11 protein-coding genes are annotated in these 16223 nt (G+C 68.0%); 7 read left to right on the forward strand and 4 right to left on the reverse strand.

Annotation, left to right across the window (positions count from 1 at the left end; genetic code table 11):
• The first annotated feature begins 140 nt into the window (after nucleotides 1–140).
• Nucleotides 141–1679, forward strand: coding sequence for a KAP family P-loop NTPase fold protein (locus PX653_RS26945; RefSeq protein ID WP_277415700.1), 1539 nt, complete (start codon nucleotides 141–143; stop codon nucleotides 1677–1679).
• Nucleotides 1680–1746: 67 nt separating this feature from the next.
• On the opposite strand, the gene PX653_RS26950 is transcribed toward PX653_RS26945, so the two are convergent.
• Nucleotides 1747–2502 (reverse strand): LytR/AlgR family response regulator transcription factor, encoded by a 756-nt coding sequence (locus PX653_RS26950; protein WP_277415701.1) that lies wholly within the window; start codon nucleotides 2500–2502, stop codon nucleotides 1747–1749.
• Complete coding sequence (locus PX653_RS26955; RefSeq protein ID WP_277415702.1) at nucleotides 2499–3653, reverse strand: sensor histidine kinase; 1155 nt, start codon at nucleotides 3651–3653, stop codon at nucleotides 2499–2501. The genes PX653_RS26950 and PX653_RS26955 overlap by 4 nt, the downstream gene beginning before the upstream one ends.
• Before the next feature lie 261 nt (nucleotides 3654–3914).
• Here PX653_RS26955 and PX653_RS26960 point away from each other — a divergent pair, with 261 nt between their 5' ends.
• Complete coding sequence (locus PX653_RS26960; RefSeq protein WP_277415703.1) at nucleotides 3915–5117, forward strand: GGDEF domain-containing protein; 1203 nt, start codon at nucleotides 3915–3917, stop codon at nucleotides 5115–5117.
• Between the two features lie 75 nt (nucleotides 5118–5192).
• On the opposite strand, the gene PX653_RS26965 is transcribed toward PX653_RS26960, so the two are convergent.
• Both PX653_RS26965 and PX653_RS26970 read right to left on the reverse strand, forming a co-directional pair.
• Nucleotides 5193–6332, reverse strand: coding sequence for a branched-chain amino acid ABC transporter substrate-binding protein (locus tag PX653_RS26965; RefSeq protein WP_277415704.1), 1140 nt, complete (start codon nucleotides 6330–6332; stop codon nucleotides 5193–5195).
• A gap of 73 nt (nucleotides 6333–6405) precedes the next feature.
• On the reverse strand, nucleotides 6406–7908 hold the full coding sequence (locus tag PX653_RS26970; protein ID WP_277415705.1) for a hypothetical protein: 1503 nt from the start codon (nucleotides 7906–7908) through the stop codon (nucleotides 6406–6408).
• A 172-nt stretch (nucleotides 7909–8080) separates the two neighbouring features.
• Between PX653_RS26970 and PX653_RS26975 the strand changes: the two genes are divergently transcribed.
• The 5 genes from PX653_RS26975 to PX653_RS26995 all read left to right on the forward strand — a co-directional run bounded on the left by PX653_RS26975 (nucleotide 8081) and on the right by PX653_RS26995 (nucleotide 15790).
• Complete coding sequence (locus PX653_RS26975) at nucleotides 8081–8557, forward strand: hypothetical protein (protein ID WP_277415706.1); 477 nt, start codon at nucleotides 8081–8083, stop codon at nucleotides 8555–8557.
• 136 nt (nucleotides 8558–8693) lie between these two features.
• Nucleotides 8694–11108 carry a catalase gene (locus PX653_RS26980; RefSeq protein WP_277415707.1) on the forward strand — a complete coding sequence of 805 codons (2415 nt, stop codon included), beginning with the start codon at nucleotides 8694–8696 and terminating at the stop codon, nucleotides 11106–11108.
• 115 nt (nucleotides 11109–11223) lie between these two features.
• Nucleotides 11224–12900 (forward strand): MFS transporter, encoded by a 1677-nt coding sequence (locus PX653_RS26985; protein WP_277415708.1) that lies wholly within the window; start codon nucleotides 11224–11226, stop codon nucleotides 12898–12900.
• A complete protein-coding gene (locus PX653_RS26990; RefSeq protein WP_277415709.1) occupies nucleotides 12897–14060 on the forward strand; it encodes an HlyD family secretion protein in 1164 nt (387 codons plus the stop codon). The genes PX653_RS26985 and PX653_RS26990 overlap by 4 nt, the downstream gene beginning before the upstream one ends.
• Entirely contained in the window at nucleotides 14057–15790 is a 1734-nt protein-coding gene (locus PX653_RS26995) for an efflux transporter outer membrane subunit (RefSeq protein ID WP_277415710.1), read from the forward strand. Before PX653_RS26990 ends, PX653_RS26995 begins: the two co-directional genes overlap by 4 nt.
• Nucleotides 15791–16223 lie beyond the last annotated feature (433 nt).

Consider the following 16223-nt stretch of genomic DNA (forward strand, 5'->3'; position numbering starts at 1 on the left):
CCCAAGCGGGTGGCCCTTTTTGCATTGGACGCCCGCGCCGCCGGCACACCGATAGCGGCACAGACGTCACTTTTGGCTGTGTGAATGAAATTATCCCCTTATCATGTGTCTGGTCGATCATTTTTGCAGGGGACGGGAACATGAGCGCAGGCACATCCGCAACGGTCGATCTTTGGGCAGATGACCATCTGGGCCGCAAGGATGAGGCGGTCTACCTGACCAGCTACCTCGCCGCGCGTTATCGCGCCAAGGCATCGGAGGCCGGATTTGTTCTGGCCGTGAACGGCGATTGGGGCATGGGAAAGAGCTTCATGCTCGAGCGCTGGAGCAAGGACATGGAAGTCGCAGGCCACCCGGTCATCACGTTCAATTCCTGGGAAAACGATTTTACGCCGGAACCTCTGGTCGCTTTCATCGCTGAACTGGACAAAGGGCTTGCGCCTTCCTTCGCCAAATTGCCGCCGGCATCGCGACTTCGTGCAGCGTGGTACGAGCAAGCTAAGGCCGTCCTCGTTCCATGTCTCAAGGTTACCGGCATGGCGGTGCTCAAGCAGGCGGCCGGAATCGGTGCTTCGCAGTTGGACGATATATGGAATGCACGGGATGACGACGCGGAGGGCAACCCGCCTGCCAAGGATGGCGGCAGCGCTACCGCAGGGACTCATGCCGCCGGCAAAGGGAAGGACGACGCGAAGGATGACGATGCGAAATTCGACGCGAAGGGCTTGGGCGAAAAGCTCAACAAGGCGGTCGAAGAAACCCTCAAGGCGCACAACAATACGAAGCAGGCAATCAGCGCGTTCAAAAAACGCCTGGCCAGTCTGATCGAGCACCTGCGCAGCGAGGCAGGGGTCAGCCTGCCCGTGTACGTCTTCATCGACGAGCTCGATCGCTGCCGCCCTGACTATGCGATCCGGCTGCTCGAGGGAATCAAGCACCTGTTCGGCGTGCCTGGACTGCACTTCATAGTCGCCACCAACCTGACCGAACTGGCGCATTCCGTCCGCTCGGTCTATGGCGCCGGTTTTGCAGCGGAGCGCTATCTCAAGCGCTTTTTCGATATGGAGTACGCCCTCCCGGAGCCCGTAAGCGCAAGGTATGCCGAAGAGCTCATGACGCCCGTTGCCGGCTTGACGCAAGCGACCTTCATCACGGGATTCGAGACGCTGTATGCGCCCGGCACGTTTTCGGCCAAGGCACTTCCGTACCTGTTCGATAACTACGCAATCGGATTCGAGCTTTCGTTGCGCGATCAAGCCCAGGTTGCTCGTATCCTCGAGGCGGCCCTGTTGTCATTGGGAACTACGCCCGTGCATATACACTTCCTGGTATTCCTGGCGATGCTGTATCAAAAGAACTCGCAGGTTTACCAGAGGGTCTTGAAGGCGAAAAATATCGAAGGACCGACCGGGTTCGCGGCGGCCTGTCCGCGAATGGATACGACCGAGTTATTGGTGCCTACCGAATACAATTCCGGCGACCATGAGTTTATCAAGCTGACCGATATCGCAAACGTATACTTCGACTTCATCGGCTACCGGGACGCGTCGCATGCCAGCGCATCGCCAGATGTGTTCCCGTCGAACCTGTACCAGCGCATGATGGGAGACGACACAGCGCGCGCGACGATCAACCGTTACCTGGAAGTGGTTCGCCACGCGGGCCGGTTCTCGAAATAGTGCGGGGATTGGAGACAAGGCACCGCAGCCTGCACCGAGCAGGGCAACCACCTCCGCGCAAAGCGGATCAAGCCCGCAGCGCCCCCTTTGCCCCCGCCACATACCGCTCGCTGACCGGCAGCTCAACCCCGTCGGCCAGCGTCAGGACACAACCTCCGTCGGCCACCTGCCGCAAACTCGCCATCAGCGCGCGCCGCACGAGAATACGCCGGTGGATGCGCAGGAACTCGGCCGGGTCCAGGTAGCGCTCCAGTTCCGCCAGCGTGCTCCGGTGCAGGAAGGTCCGTTCGGGCAGGTGCAGCTCCACGTAATTGCCGGCCGTCTCGATCCACCGCACGTCCGCCAGCGCGACGCGGTCCATGCGGCCGACGGAGCGCACCGTCACTTCGCGCCAGTAGCCAGGCACCGGGGCGACGAACTGGCGCAGCGCGGCCGTGTACGCGGCCCGTTGCCGCAGCAGCGCGCCCGCGCGTTCCAGCGCTTGCCGCAAGCGCTCCTCGCTGACCGGCTTGACGAGGTAATCGAGGGCATGCACGTCGAAGGCATCCAGTGCGTGGCCGCGATGCGCGGTGACGAAGATGACGAGCGGCGGCAGGTCGCCGCGACTGAGCTCGCGCGCCAGGTCGAGGCCCGTCTCCACCGGCATCTGCACGTCCAGCAGCACGATGTCCGCACTGTCCGTCGCCAGCAACGCGCGGGCGGCATTCGCGCTGGCGCATTCTCCGGCCACCTGCCAGCCAGGCAGCGCCTGCAGCGCCAGGCGCAGGTTGATGCGCGCGTGCGCTTCGTCGTCCACGATCAGTACCCGCAGCGGCGCGCTCATTGCGCCGCGTTCCAAGGCAGCGACAATTCGGCGGCGAAGCGGCCGCCCACGTGCGCCGTCACCAGGGTCGCGGCGTCGCCGTACGCCAGTTGCAGGCGCGCGCGGATGCCGCGCAAGCCGATGCCCAGGCCGGCCTGCGGTGCCGCATGTGCGCGTACCGGATTGGTGACGCGCACCAGCAGCCGCGTGCCTTCGCGCACAAACGTGACGGCGATGTCGCTGGCCTCGTCATGGCATTCGAGGTCGTGCCGCAGCGCGTTCTCCACCAGCGGCTGCAGCAGCATCGGCGGGCATTCGATGCCGTCGTCCAGCAGGTCGACGCCGTCGATGCGCACCCGCAGCCGGTCGCCGAAGCGCAGGCGCTGCAGGTCCAGGTAGTGGTGCACGAACGCCAGCTCCTGCGTCATGTGTATCCAGTCGCGCGTACTGTTCGACAGCGCGTAGTGCAGCAGGTTGCCCAGGCGTTCCAGGCCGTCCAGGGCGACGGGCTTGTCGTCGGTCCGCACCACCGCGCCGATGGCGCTCAAGGTATTGAAGATGAAGTGCGGTTCGAGCTGGCCGCGCAGGGCGGCGAGGCGCTGGCGTTCCAGCGACAGCCTGGCCCGCGCCAGTTCGGCGTCCTGGCGGCGGCGCTGGCGCCACAGCAGGCTGGCGACGACGGTGCCGAAGGCCAGCGTCAGCAGCACGAACACGACGAACCATTCGAACTTGTCCATTGCCGCGCAGTAGTGCAGGACATTGGTCAGCGTCGGGGCCATGCCGAACTTGAAACAGCGCCGCAGGGCAAGCCCCAGCAGCGCGAACGGCGCGCAGGCCGCGATGTAGACGGCGTAGCCCGCGGCGATGCGAGCCGGCGTGGCGAGCCAGCCGGGCCGGCCCCGGTACAGCAGGTAGAGCAGCCAGCTTTGCACCATCATCGCCAGGTAGCCGTACCACCAGCCCAGCGTCATCTCCACGTAGCCGCGAGGATCGCCGTCATGGGCCGCATCGCTGTAGGTCGTCATGCCGGCCAGCGCGCACAGCCCGGTCCACAAGCCGAAGTTGACGAGCAGTGCGCGCAGCCAGACAGGGAGGGAAGGGGGCCGGTTCATGGCGGCGCAGTATAGCAGCGCCCTGGCGGCGTTCGTCCCTGGCGCGGGGGCGTTCGTCACACGCGAAGATCCTCCCGCCCCGGCCGGCTTTGTCCCTGGCGCCGACGCCAGCCACCGGCCGTGGCGTCGAAATGTCGTCCCTACGATACCGCAAGCGGACCGGTTCGGTCATTGGTCCGAACCACGTGACGCATTTATCGCATCGCAGCAAAATATTTATCCCTGATGTGATTATTAGTGAACTAAAAGCAACTAAGTAGTATTACAATATCAGCCGTTTGCCTGCGCTGTCGCAGGCCCGATGGAACACAAGGAGGCGCGTTGCCACCACTCGTCAACGATGCGGCATTCAATATTTCGCGGTTGCGCGCCGAGTTCAGGGACCGTACGATCGAGTCCCATTTCAACCGTCACCAGCTGCCCCGCACCCAGTCGCAGGTGCGCCTGGCGCTGCTGTTCTGCGCCACCTTCTATGTCGCCTTCGCGATCACGGACGTGATGGCGCTGGGACCGGGCAACGATGCGCTGATCCTGCTGCTGGGACGCGTGTCCGTGGCCGTCAGCGCGCTGCTGAGCTGCGCGATGACGTACTGGTATCCCCATTCGGTGCGCCGGATCTGGCTGGGCGCCAGCGTCACGGAAATCATCGGCATGGGCACCTTCATGCTGGTCGTGCTGTACCGGCCGGCCGAGACGCCGTGGCATGCGATGGCGATATCCATCATGGCGCTGGTGGTCTACCTGTACATTCCGAACCGGGTTGCCTTCGCGCTGCCGATCGGCATCGTGGCGACGATCGTGTTCGTCGCGCTGGTGATCTGGCAGGACCGGCTGACCAGCAGCGAGCTGGTGACGATGATCATGCTGCTGGTGCTGGCGAACGGCTTCGGCTGCATGGCCGCGCACCGCTACGCGCTGATCCGGCGCGAGGAATTCCGCGTGCAGTCGTTCCTGAAGAACCTGTCCGAACGCGACCCGCTGACGGGCTGCCACAACCGCCGCTACCTGCAGCAGGAGCTGCTGAACATGGAGCTGTCGCGGGCCCGCCGCTTCCGCCAGAGCCTGGCCGTCGTCATCTGCGACATCGACCACTTCAAGTCCATCAACGACACCTATGGCCACGCGGCCGGCGACGCCGTGCTGGTCACGTTCGCCAACCTGCTGCGCTCCATGACGCGGGAAAACGTGGACAGCGTGATCCGCTATGGTGGCGAAGAGTTCCTGATCGTGCTGCCGGAAACGGACATGGGCGGGGCGGTGCAACTGGCCGAACGCATGCGCGGCGCGCTGATCGGCTCCGGCACCGAAGTGGCGCCGGGCCGCGTGGTCGGCGTGACCGCCAGCTTCGGTGTCACCGCGGTCAATTTCGCCCTGGTGGAGCAGCGCTTCGCGCAGGAGCTGCTGGTCGATACGGCCGACCGCCTGCTGTACGCGGCCAAGAGCAGTGGCCGCAACAACGTCAAGGCCCTGGAGTTCTACGGCCGCGAAAGCAGCGCGTTCGATACCCGCAAGGCCGCCGCCTGACAACGGGGCGGGGCGGCCAAGCCCTGGGGACAGGCTTTGCGCGTCGAGAACGCGCAGAGGCTGTCCCCGGTGTTGTCAGTAGCTGGTGATGGGTGCCGGTTGGCCGCCCTTGAACGTGAAGATCGTCACGGGCGACGACTTCATGTCGCCTTTGGCGTCGAACGCATAGGTGCCTGCCACGCCCTGGTAGCTGCCGGCCGCGATCGTGGCGCCCACCTTGGCGGGATCGACGGCGTTGGCCTGCTGCATGGCTTGCGCGAACATGTTGACGGCGTCGTAGTACGAGGCCGCATAGACATCCGGTTCGGCATTGAAGCGCTTCTTGAACTTGGCCTTGAAGGCCGGGCCGCTGGCGGCCTTGTCCAGCAGAGCGCCGCCCTGCGAGCACAGCACGTTGGGGCCGACGGCATCGCCACCCAGCTTGCCCATTTCGGCCGTGCAGATCGTGTCGCCGCCCAGCAGCTTCGCGTTCAGGCCCAGCTGGCGGATCTGGCGCGCCATCGGCCCGCCCTGCGGCGCATAGCCGCCGAAGAAGATGGCTTCCACCTTTTTCGACTTCAGGCGGGTCAGGATCGGCGTGAAGTCGACCGATTTATCCGTCGTGTACTCATGGCCCGCCACCGTCATGCCGGAGGCGCGTGCCTGCTTCTTGAATTCCTCGGCCAGGCCCTGGCCGAAGGCGGTGCGGTCGTCGATCACGGCCACGTTCTTCAGCTTCAGTTCCTTGGCCGCGTACAGCGCCATCTTGGAACCCAGCTGGCTGTCGCTGGCGTTCACGCGGAACAGGTTCTTGTAGCCCTGCTGCGTCAGCTTCGGATTGGAGGCGACGCTGGCGATGGCGATGCCGGCATTGCTGTAGACGCGCGCGGCGGGAATGGCGACACCGGAGTTGTAGGGGCCGACGACATACTTGACGCCACCGTCCGCCATCTTCTGCGCCACGGAGACGCCGGCCTTCGGATCGCCCTGGTCGTCCTCGGAGACCAGCTCGAACTTCACCTTCTTGCCGCCGACGGTGACGCCCTTGGCGTTCAGTTCCTCGATTGCCAGGCGCGCGCCGTTCTCGTTGTCCTTGCCCGAAAAGGCCTGGGCGCCGGACAGGGGGCCGCTGTGGCCGATCTTGACGACCGTGTCCTGCGCCGCCGCGCCCGTTGCGGCCATTGCGGCCATTGCGCCCACCAGCGCCAGCGCGCCTGCCGTCTGCTTGTGTTTCATTGGATCTCCGTCGTTATTGTACTCAGCGGGATTATCCACGATCCCACCACGACGGCAAGCCCCAATTGCGGCGTCAGCGCGTGCCGCGCGGCCCGGCACTGCCGCCCTGGAGCGGCGTGGCCGACGTGACGCGGTTGACGGGCCGCACCGGCGGCACCAGCTCCGTGCGCGGTGGCGGCGCCGGGTTCGGGCCGCCCGTGCCCCCGGCAACGCCGCCCGCCAGGCGCTGCGCGGCGATCGCGGCCGCCACGGCCGGATCGGCGGCGTTCGGGGCCGCTGCCGGCGCTGGCGGCGGCGTGTCCCTGGCGCTGCGGGCGTCGCCTGCTGCCCGCAGCGCTTCGTCCAGCGTGGCGAGGTCCGCTTTGGGCTCGGCATTGTCCAGGGACGGCGCTGGCGCGGCGTGCGGCGTCACGGTCGCGTCGATACGGGCGGCATCGCGGCGCGCGGCATCGAGGCGCGCCTGTGCGAGCCGGTCCGCCTCCGAGAGCGCCATCGCGGTGTCGGCGCGCTGATGCGCCAGCCGGTCGGCGAGTGCCTGCGCGGCCAGGTCCTGCTCGTGCGTGCTGTCCATCTGGCGCAGCGCCGCCGCGCGCGCCTCCATCAGCCGCTGGTCCTGGGCGGCGATATCGTCCTGCACCGCTATCTCGGCATTGGCGACTTCGCGTGCGACTTCGAGGCGATAGGCCGCCTGGCGGGCCTCCTGGGTCAATGCGGCCTGGCTGGCCGATTCGAGGGTCCCGCTGGTCTGCAGGTCGGCCAGGCGGCGGGCGTCCGCCCGTGCCACGTCGGCACTTGGCTGGGGTACCGGCGTAGCCTCCTGTCGTTCCAGCTCGTGCTGCGCTGCCAGCCGCGCAGCCTGCTGCCGCGCCAGTGCTGCGGCTTGCGCGGCCTCTGCGGCACTCCGGGCCGCTTCCTCGGCGCGGCGCGCGGCCAAGATTGCCGCTGAATCGGCAGCTGAATCAGCAGCTGAATCTGCAGCGCTGTCGGTCCGATCCTCACGGTCGGGCTCCCCGGCCTGGATCGCCGGCGCTGCCGGCCGTGCGCCGGCCATGGGCGTTGGCTCGGCTGGCCGGGCCGCGGGCGTGGGGTCCGGCCGGGCCGCCGGCACCGCTTCGGCAAACCCGGCGGCCGCTTCGGCCAGCGCCGCCAGCGTGCGTTGGCGGTCCGCGCCAAAGGCGGCCAGCAGCCGGCCGCTGTCGACTTCGAGCCGGTCGTCGTCCAGCGCGATGCCGGCCTGCGCCAGTACGTCGCGGCGGGCCGCATAGGCCTGCGTAAGGGGCTCGCGCGCGCTGCCCTGGCCCGGCAGCGGCAAGCTGCGGGCCAGGTTGAAGGCTTCCACCAGCTCGCCGGTGGCAATGCCCAGGCGCGCGCTGTCGACGCCTGGGTCGGCGACCGCCGCGCCGGCCAGCTCGCCCAGCCGCTTCTGCGCCAGCGCGAGCGTGCCCAGCAACTGGCCCAGCGGCGAGACTTCGACGGCGATACCGGGCGGCGGCGCCGTGTTTGCCGGCGCGACGGCAGGGGCGTGGACAGGGGCGACAGTGGTGGCGCGTTCGCCGATGGGCTGAATGGGCAGCATGGGACTCTCCTCGTTCAAATGGCAGCATCGCGCAGCCCTGGCCGCCCGTCCGTGCCGTGGCCCACATTGCACCGATGCTGGCTACTTTGTTAGTTCCCGCACGGTGACACATTGTCAACCGGCCTATTGTTGTATCCGCAACCTCACCAACACCAACACAAGGATACCGATCATGGACAACCAGGATAAGAACACCACCGCAACCGGCTCTGTGACGCCGATCGGCAACACCACCCGCAACGACGCCCACAACGCGATCGACAAGCTGGCCGACAAGGCCCAGCCGACGGCCGACAAGGCCGCGTCGTCCGTGCACAGCACCGTCGACAAGCTGGCGGACAAGGCCCAGCCGGCCGTCGAGAAAGCCGCCTCGACCGTGCACGGCACCGTCGACAAGCTGGCCGAGAAGGTGCCTGCCACCGCCGACCGCCTGGTGGGCAAGGCGCACGACACCGTCGACAAGGTGTCCGACAACGTCAACAACCTGTCCGACACGCTGGGCCAGAAAGCGGCCGACCTGAACGTCGCCTACCAGCGCCTGGCCGAGACGGGCCGCAGCTACGTGCGCAACAGCCCGGGCGTGTCCGTGCTGGTGGCGATGGCTGCCGGCTACGCCGTCTCCAAGCTGCTGGGTTCGCGCCGTCACTGATCCGCACCCGCTACCCGTGCCCCGCTGACGGGCACGCGCTGCCCGGCCACCGTTCTTCGTGAACGTGGCCGGGCGTCGGCGTGTCCGCGTCCGGCGCAAGCCGGCGCACCGCCTTCTTCACCCACCAGGAAAACTCATGGCCAACAACAAGAACAATACCGGCGTCGATGGCGCCGGCTCGATCCTCAGCACCGTTTCCGGCCCGTCCAACGCGGCGCCGCCGGGTTCACTGGGCAACAACAATCCGCAGGGCGACGTGCTGCTGGAGAAGCAGGCCGGCGGCATGGCGCTGTCCGACAAGGTCGACTACAACGTCAACAAGCCGGGTGAGTACGGCGACGCCGCGCGCGACCCGCAGCCGGGCCAGACGGCCAAGCCGGACAGCGACATCGTCACCGCCAGCACGGCCGTGGAGAACATCGCGTCGCCCAAGACGGGCTCGGGGCAACCGCCAATCGGCGTCAACAACACCAACGGCCCGCTGGACCGCGTGCGTGCCGACTCTTCCGAACAGGCATTGACGACGAACCAGGGCGTGCCCGTCGCGGACAACCAGAACTCCCTGAAGGCGGGCCTGCGCGGCCCCACCCTGATGGAAGACTTCATCCTGCGCGAGAAGATCACGCACTTCGACCATGAGCGCATCCCCGAACGGGTCGTGCACGCGCGCGGCTCGGCGGCGCACGGCTATTTCGAAAGCTACCAGGACCTGTCCGCGCTGACGCGTGCCAGCCTGCTGTCCGCCCCCGGCAAGAAGACCCCCGTGTTCGTGCGCTTCTCGACCGTGGCCGGCGAGCGCGGCTCGACCGACACGGCGCGCGACGTGCGCGGCTTCGCCGTCAAGTTTTATACGGAAGAGGGCAACTGGGACCTGGTCGGCAACAACATCCCCGTGTTCTTCATCCAGGATGCGATGAAGTTCCCGGACCTCGTCCACGCGGTCAAGCCGGAGCCGCACAACGGCATGCCGCAGGCGGCCAGCGCGCACGACACCTTCTGGGACTTTACTTCCCTGATGCCGGAATCGATGCACATGCTGATGTGGGCCATGTCGGACCGCGCCATTCCGCGCAGCTACCGCACGATGCAGGGCTTCGGCGTGCACACGTTCCGCCTGGTGAACGCGGCCGGCGACTCCGTCTTCGTCAAGTTCCACTGGACGCCGCTGCAGGGCACCCATTCGCTGGTGTGGGATGAAGCGGTCAAGATCAGCGGCGCCGATCCCGATTTCCACCGGCGCGACCTGTGGGAAGCGATCGAGGCGGGCGAATTCCCCGAATACGAGCTGGCCATCCAGGTCTTCACGGAAGCCCAGGCGGAAAGCTTCCCGTTCGACGTGCTGGACGCCACCAAGATCGTGCCGGAAGAGCTGGTGCCGCTGCAGCCCATCGGCAAGATGGTCCTGAACCGCAATCCCGACAACTTCTTTGCCGAGACGGAGCAGGTAGCGTTCTGCACGGCGCACATCGTGCCCGGGATCGACTTCACCAACGACCCGCTGCTGCAAGGCCGCATCCACTCCTACCTGGACACGCAGATCAGCCGCCTGGGCGGGCCGAACTTCCACGAGATCCCCATCAACGCGCCCATCGCCCAGGTCCACAACAACCAGCGCGACGGCATGCACCGCCAGACGATCAACCGGGGCCGCGTGGCCTACGAGCCCAACTCGCTGGGCGGCGGTTGCCCGTTCCAGGCCGGCCGCATGGCGGGCTTCACCAGCTTCCCGCAGCCGATCGCGGAAGACAAGGTGCGCGGCAAGCCGGAGCTGTTCGCCGACCACTATTCGCAGGCCCGGCTGTTCTGGCAGAGCCAGACGCCGGTCGAGAAGAACCACATCGTCGGCGGCTTCCGCTTCGAGCTGACGCGGGTGCAGGTGCCGGCGATCCGCGAGCGCATGCTGTCGATGCTGGTCAATGTCGATGCGACGCTGGCCGCGGCCGTGGCGGACGGCCTGGGCATGGACGTGCCGCCGCCACAGCCGCTGGCGACCACGCGCCCGCTGCCCGAGTATCCGCCGTCGCCCGCGCTGTCGCTGCTGGCACGGCCGGGCCAGACCGGCATCCACGCGCGCCGAGTGGCGATCCTCGTCGCCAACGGCAGCGATGTCGAAGGTGCGCGCACGATCTACGCCTCGCTGCTGGCCGATGGCGCCGTGCCGCGCATCGTTGGCAGCAAGCTGGGCAAGGTGACCGGATGCCATGGCGGCACGCTGGACGTGGAGATCACGCTGGAGGCCGGACCGGCCGTCATCTACGACGCCATGGTCGTGCCGGCCGGCGAGCAGGCCGCGCAGGCGCTGTCGATGGACGCCAACGCGCTCGAATTCGTGCGCCTGCAATACCGCCACTGCAAGCCGATCATGGTGGTGGACGCGGGCGCGCAACTGCTGGCCAAGGCGGACATTCCCGCCAACCTGCCGGACGGTTCGCCCGATCCGGGCATCATCGGGGCGGAGCCGGCGGACGTCACGGCTGCGCTGGCGGCATTCAAGACCGTGCTGGCCGGCCACCGCGTGTGGCAGCGCGAGACGGACCCGCCGATGGTCTGACGACATTGGCGGGCGTGGCTCTGCCATGAGTCCCGCCCCGGGCAACCGGACCGCTCGCATGGGCGGCCCGGTGCTATGCTCGTCTCTGTCAGGATAAGAACAGATCAGGTACCGCATGGATGTCTATGCTCCCCAGACCTGGAAGCCGCACGAACGGCCGATGTTGCCGGGCTCGCCCTCGACGCCGCTGCACTCCACGCGGCGGCGTTTCGCCTACCTGCTGGTCGGCTTCATCGTCGCGCTGACGGGCGGCCTGGGAAACGCGCTCGTCACCGTCAACCTCACGTACGCGCAGGGTTCCCTGGGTGTCTATGCGTCCGAGATCCAGTGGCTGCCGGCCGCCTACGTGATGGCCAACGTGTCGATGAACCTGCTGCTGGTGAAGTTCCGCCAGCAGTACGGCCTGCGCCTGTTCACGGAACTGTTCCTCGTGCTGTACGCGGTGACCACGCTGGCGCACCTGTTCGTGCACGGCCTGGCCTCGGCGATCGCCGTGCGCGCGGCCAGCGGCATCTGCGCCGGCGCGCTGACGACACTGGGCCTGTACTACACGCTGCAGGGCTTCCCGGCCCAGCACCGCCTGAAGGGCGTCGTGCTGGGCATCGGCTTTTCCCAGCTGGCGCTGCCCGTCGCCCGGCTGTTCTCCACCGAACTGCTGGAGATCGCCGAGTGGCGCGGGCTGTATTCGTTCGAGCTGGGCATGACCCTGTTGTCGCTGGGCTGCGTGCTGCTGCTCAAACTCCCGCCGGGCGACCGTATCCGGGCCTTCGAGAAGCTGGACTTCGTCACGTTCGGCCTGTTCGCGCCGGGTGTCGCGCTGCTGTGCGCCGCGCTGGCGCTGGGCCGCACGGTGTGGTGGTTCGAGGCGCCGTGGATCGGCTGGTGCCTGGTCGGTTCCATCGTCCTCGTCACGGCGGCCGTCGCGATCGAGCATAACCGCAAGAACCCGCTGCTCAATATCCGCTGGCTGACGACGGCCAACATGCTGCGCCTGGCGCTGTCGGTGCTGCTGATCCGCATCGTGCAGTCGGAAGCGACCGGCACGGTGGGCTTCCTCAACGCACTGGGCCTGCAGAACGACCAGATGCGCGACCTGTGGCTGGTCACGCTGGTGGCCAGCGTGGCCGGCATGGCCGTCAGCGCGCTGACGATCACGCCGGCCCGCATCCAGGCTTCGCTGATGCTGTCGCTCGCGCTGATGGCCGTGGGCGCGTGGCTGGACTCGCACGCGACCAACCTGACGCGGCCAGCGCAGATGTACGTCAGCCAGTTCCTGCTGGCGTTTACCGGCACGTTCTTCATCGGCCCCGTGTTCGTGTCCGGCTTCGGCGCCATCATCGCCCAGCCGAAAAACCTGATCAGCTTCTCGGTGATGTTCTCGATGACGCAGAACCTGGGCGGCCTGCTGGGCTCCGCCATCGTCGGCACCGTGCAGGTGCTGCGCGAAAAATACCATTCGAGCCAGCTGGTGGAACACCTGACATTGCTGGACCCGCATGTCGCCGCGCGCATCCAGGGCAGCGGCGCCGCGCTGGGCGGCACCTTGATGGACCCGGCGCTGCGCAATGCCCAGGGCGTGGCCGCGCTGGGCGCGGCGGCGACCCGCGAGGCCAATATCCTGGCCTATAACGATGTCTTCCTCCTGATCTCCCTCGTGGCCGTCGGCACGCTGCTGTGGATGGTCGCGCACTGGCTGTGGCAGCACCTGACGGCGCACGTGCCGGCGGTGCCCGCGCAGAACGCCGCCACCGGCATGGCCAAGGTTTCACTCAACAACTCCGGATCGCAATGAGCGCAAACGATACGACACCCCCTCCCGCCGCCGCGGTGCCCGTAACCCCGCCCGCAACCCCGCCGGCCGCGCCGGCCCAACCCGACCGCCGCCAGCAATGGGTGGCCGCTTCCGGTTTCGCGCTGGTCGCGCTGGTCGGCGTGCTGATCGTGCTGTACGCGTGGCGCCTGCCGCCGTTCACGAGCCCCATCGTCTCGACGGAAAACGCGCTGGTGCGCGGGCAGGTGACGGTGATCGGCACGCAGCTGTCCGGCTACGTGACGGACGTGCACGTGCAGGACTTCCAGTTCGTGCGCAAGGGCGACCTGCTGGTGGACATCGACCGCCGCGTCTACGAGCAGCGCCTGCAGCAGGCGCAGGCGCAACTGGCGGCGCAGACGGCCGCGCTGGCGAACTGGCAGCAGTCGCGCCGCAGCGCGGCCGCCACCATCGCGCTGCAGGAGGCGGCGCTGACCAATGCCAGGGCGCAGGCCATGCGCGCCGAAGCCGACTTGCGCCGGGTCGAGGAACTGGTGCGGGACGGCTCGCTGTCGCAGCGCGAACGCGATGCCCAGCGTGCCGCGCGCGCGCAGGCCCAGGCGGCCGTCGCGCAAGCGCTCGCCAACGTCGAGATCTCGCGGCAGCAGTCGCAGTCCGTCACCGTCAACCGCGCATCGCTGGAAGCGGCGGTGGCGAACGCCGCGGCGGCGCTGAAGGCGGCGCAGGTGGACCTGGACAACACCCGCATCGTGGCGCCGTCGGACGGCCAGCTGGGGCAGGTGACGGTACGGCGCGGCGCGTTCGTCAATTCCGGCGCGCAGTTGATGGGCCTCGTGCCGCAGCAGATGTGGGTCATCGCCAACCTGAAGGAAACCCAGATGAATGGCGTGCGCGTGGGCCAGAGCGTGACATTCAAGGTCGATGCGCTCGATGGCGCCACGCTGACGGGACAGGTGGAACGCATCTCGCCGGCGACGGGCTCCGAGTTCTCCGTGCTGCCGGCCGATAACGCGACCGGCAACTACGTCAAGATCGCCCAGCGCATTCCCGTGCGCATCCGCATCGATCCGGGCCAGGCATTGGCGCAGCGGCTGCGGCCGGGCATGTCCGTCATCGTCAGCATCGACACGTCGGCGGAATTGAACGACACCGCCACGCCGGCGGCGGGAGCGCGTCGATGAGGGGCCCGACCGGGACAGCGCTGCTCGCGGCGGCGCTGCTGGCCGGCTGCGCGGCAAAGGTGGCGCCACCGCCGGCGTCGACCTTGCAGGTGCCGGCCGGCTGGCGCGCGCCGCCGCTGGCCGACACGGCCAGCCGGCCCGTGGACCAGGCCTGGTGGCAAGCCTTCAACGATCCGGCCCTGACGGCGCTGGTGACGCGCGCCCTGGCCAGCAATGGCGACCTGCGCGTGGCGCGGCTGCGCCTGGAGGATTATCGCGCCCGCGTGCGCGCGACCGCCGCCGCCCGGCAGCCCACGCTGTCGTTCGATACCAGCGCCGGGCGCGCCCGCACCTTGCTGTACAACGGCCAGCGGCACGTGGGTAATGCCTACCAGGCCGAGTTCCAGGCGGCATACGAGATCGACGTGTGGAACCGGCTGGCGAATGCCACCGAAGCGGCCGCCGCCACGTTGCGCGCGGAGCAGGCCAATGCCGATGCGGCGGCCCTGTCGGTCGCGGCCAATGTCGCCACCGGCTACCTGAACCTGCGCGGCCTGGATGCCCAGCTGGAGCTGGCGCAGGCCACGCTGAAGCTGCGCGAGCGGTCGCGCGATCTGGCCCGGCGCCAGTTCGAGGTGGGCTACAGCTCGCGCCTCGAATGGCTGCAGGCGCAGGCGGAATACGATGCGGCCGCCGAGCAGGTGCCGCAACTGCAGCGCCAGATCTTCGAGCAGGAGAACGCGCTGGCGATTCTGGCCGGCGGCATGCCCGGCCCGATCGAACGGGGCGTGCCGCTGGCGGACCTGGCGCCGCCGCCCGTGCCGGCCGGATTGCCCTCGGACCTGCTGCGGCGCCGTCCCGACATCGCGCGCGCCGAGCAGACCATCGCCGCCAGCGTCGCGCAACTGGCGGCCACGCGCGACCAGCTGCTGCCGTCGTTCCGGCTGACGGCCACGGGCGGGATTCAATCGACGGAGTTCAGCGACCTGCTGCACGCACCGACGCGGCTGTGGCGCCTGGGCGGCGCGCTGGTGGCACCGCTGTTCGACGGTGGCCGCGTGCAGGCCCAGACGGATTCGGCCGCGGCCCAACGCGACCAGGCCATCGCCACGTACGAGAACACGGTGCGGCAGGCGTTCGCGGAAACGGAGAATGGGCTGGACGCCATCGCACGCCTGCGCGAGCAGGCGGTACAGAACGATGCACGCCGGGCCACGGCGGCCGAGACGCTGCGTATCGCACACAACCGTTATCGCAACGGCTACGCGGCCTACCTGGAGGAACTGGATGCGCAACGCAACCTGTATGCCGCCGACGTGGCGCGGCTGCAGCTGCGTACGCGCCTGCTGACAGCTTCCGTGGACCTGTACCGGGCGATGGGGGAGGGTGGCAGGCGCGCTGACGCCCGTCGCTGCGCTTGTCAGCCCGCCGGTCAGCTCTCCACGCTGCAGTGGTGCGTGCTTTGCTGGTCGTTTTCGGCCCGCAGCAGGGTAAGCTTGCCGGCGCCATCGAAGAACACGTTGAGCATGCGCTTCCCGGGCATCACCACCGCCAGCCCCACGGTGGCGCCGTTGTCGTTGATCGTGAAGCCCTCCGACTCCGCGGCCTTCAGGTCGAACGACGCGTCGCCGATGCGGACCACGCCGTCACGCATCTCGAAGTCGAGATTGCGCCGCACCAGCAGGTTGTCGGTGTCGAGGCAGCCGACCGTCTGCTTCTTCCCGTCCAGCAGCGGCGCCAGCGCCAGGTAGAGCGGGCGGGCGTTCAGGTTGCCGTTGCTCGCCACCGTGGTGCAGGCCATGCCGACTTCCCCCTTGCTGAAGCTGGCGCCGTTGTCCTTGCCGGACTGCAGCGACAGCATGCCGCCCTGGCCGTCATCGACGGCGAGAGTGGCGATCGTGTTGTACTGGCCCTTGTTGTCGTGCGAGCGCATCATCATGACCGATCTGGTGGCTTGGAAATCCACGTCCAACCCGGATGCCGACACCTTCCCGCCCGCCCCGACCTTGATGGTCGCGTCCATCTTGCGGGCGTCCGGCAGCCGTACGCACTCGCCCTCGTACGTGCCCGCGACGAGCGGTCCGACGAACTTCCAGTAATCGACTGTCGGCGCAGGCTTGGGCTCCTCCACCGGCGCTTCCACCACCGCCTCGGCGTTGTCGACGGCGGCGCTGTCCTGGCTGG

The sequence above is a fragment of the Pseudoduganella chitinolytica genome (assembly GCF_029028125.1).
In the GTDB taxonomy this organism is placed as follows: domain Bacteria; phylum Pseudomonadota; class Gammaproteobacteria; order Burkholderiales; family Burkholderiaceae_D; genus Rugamonas; species Rugamonas chitinolytica.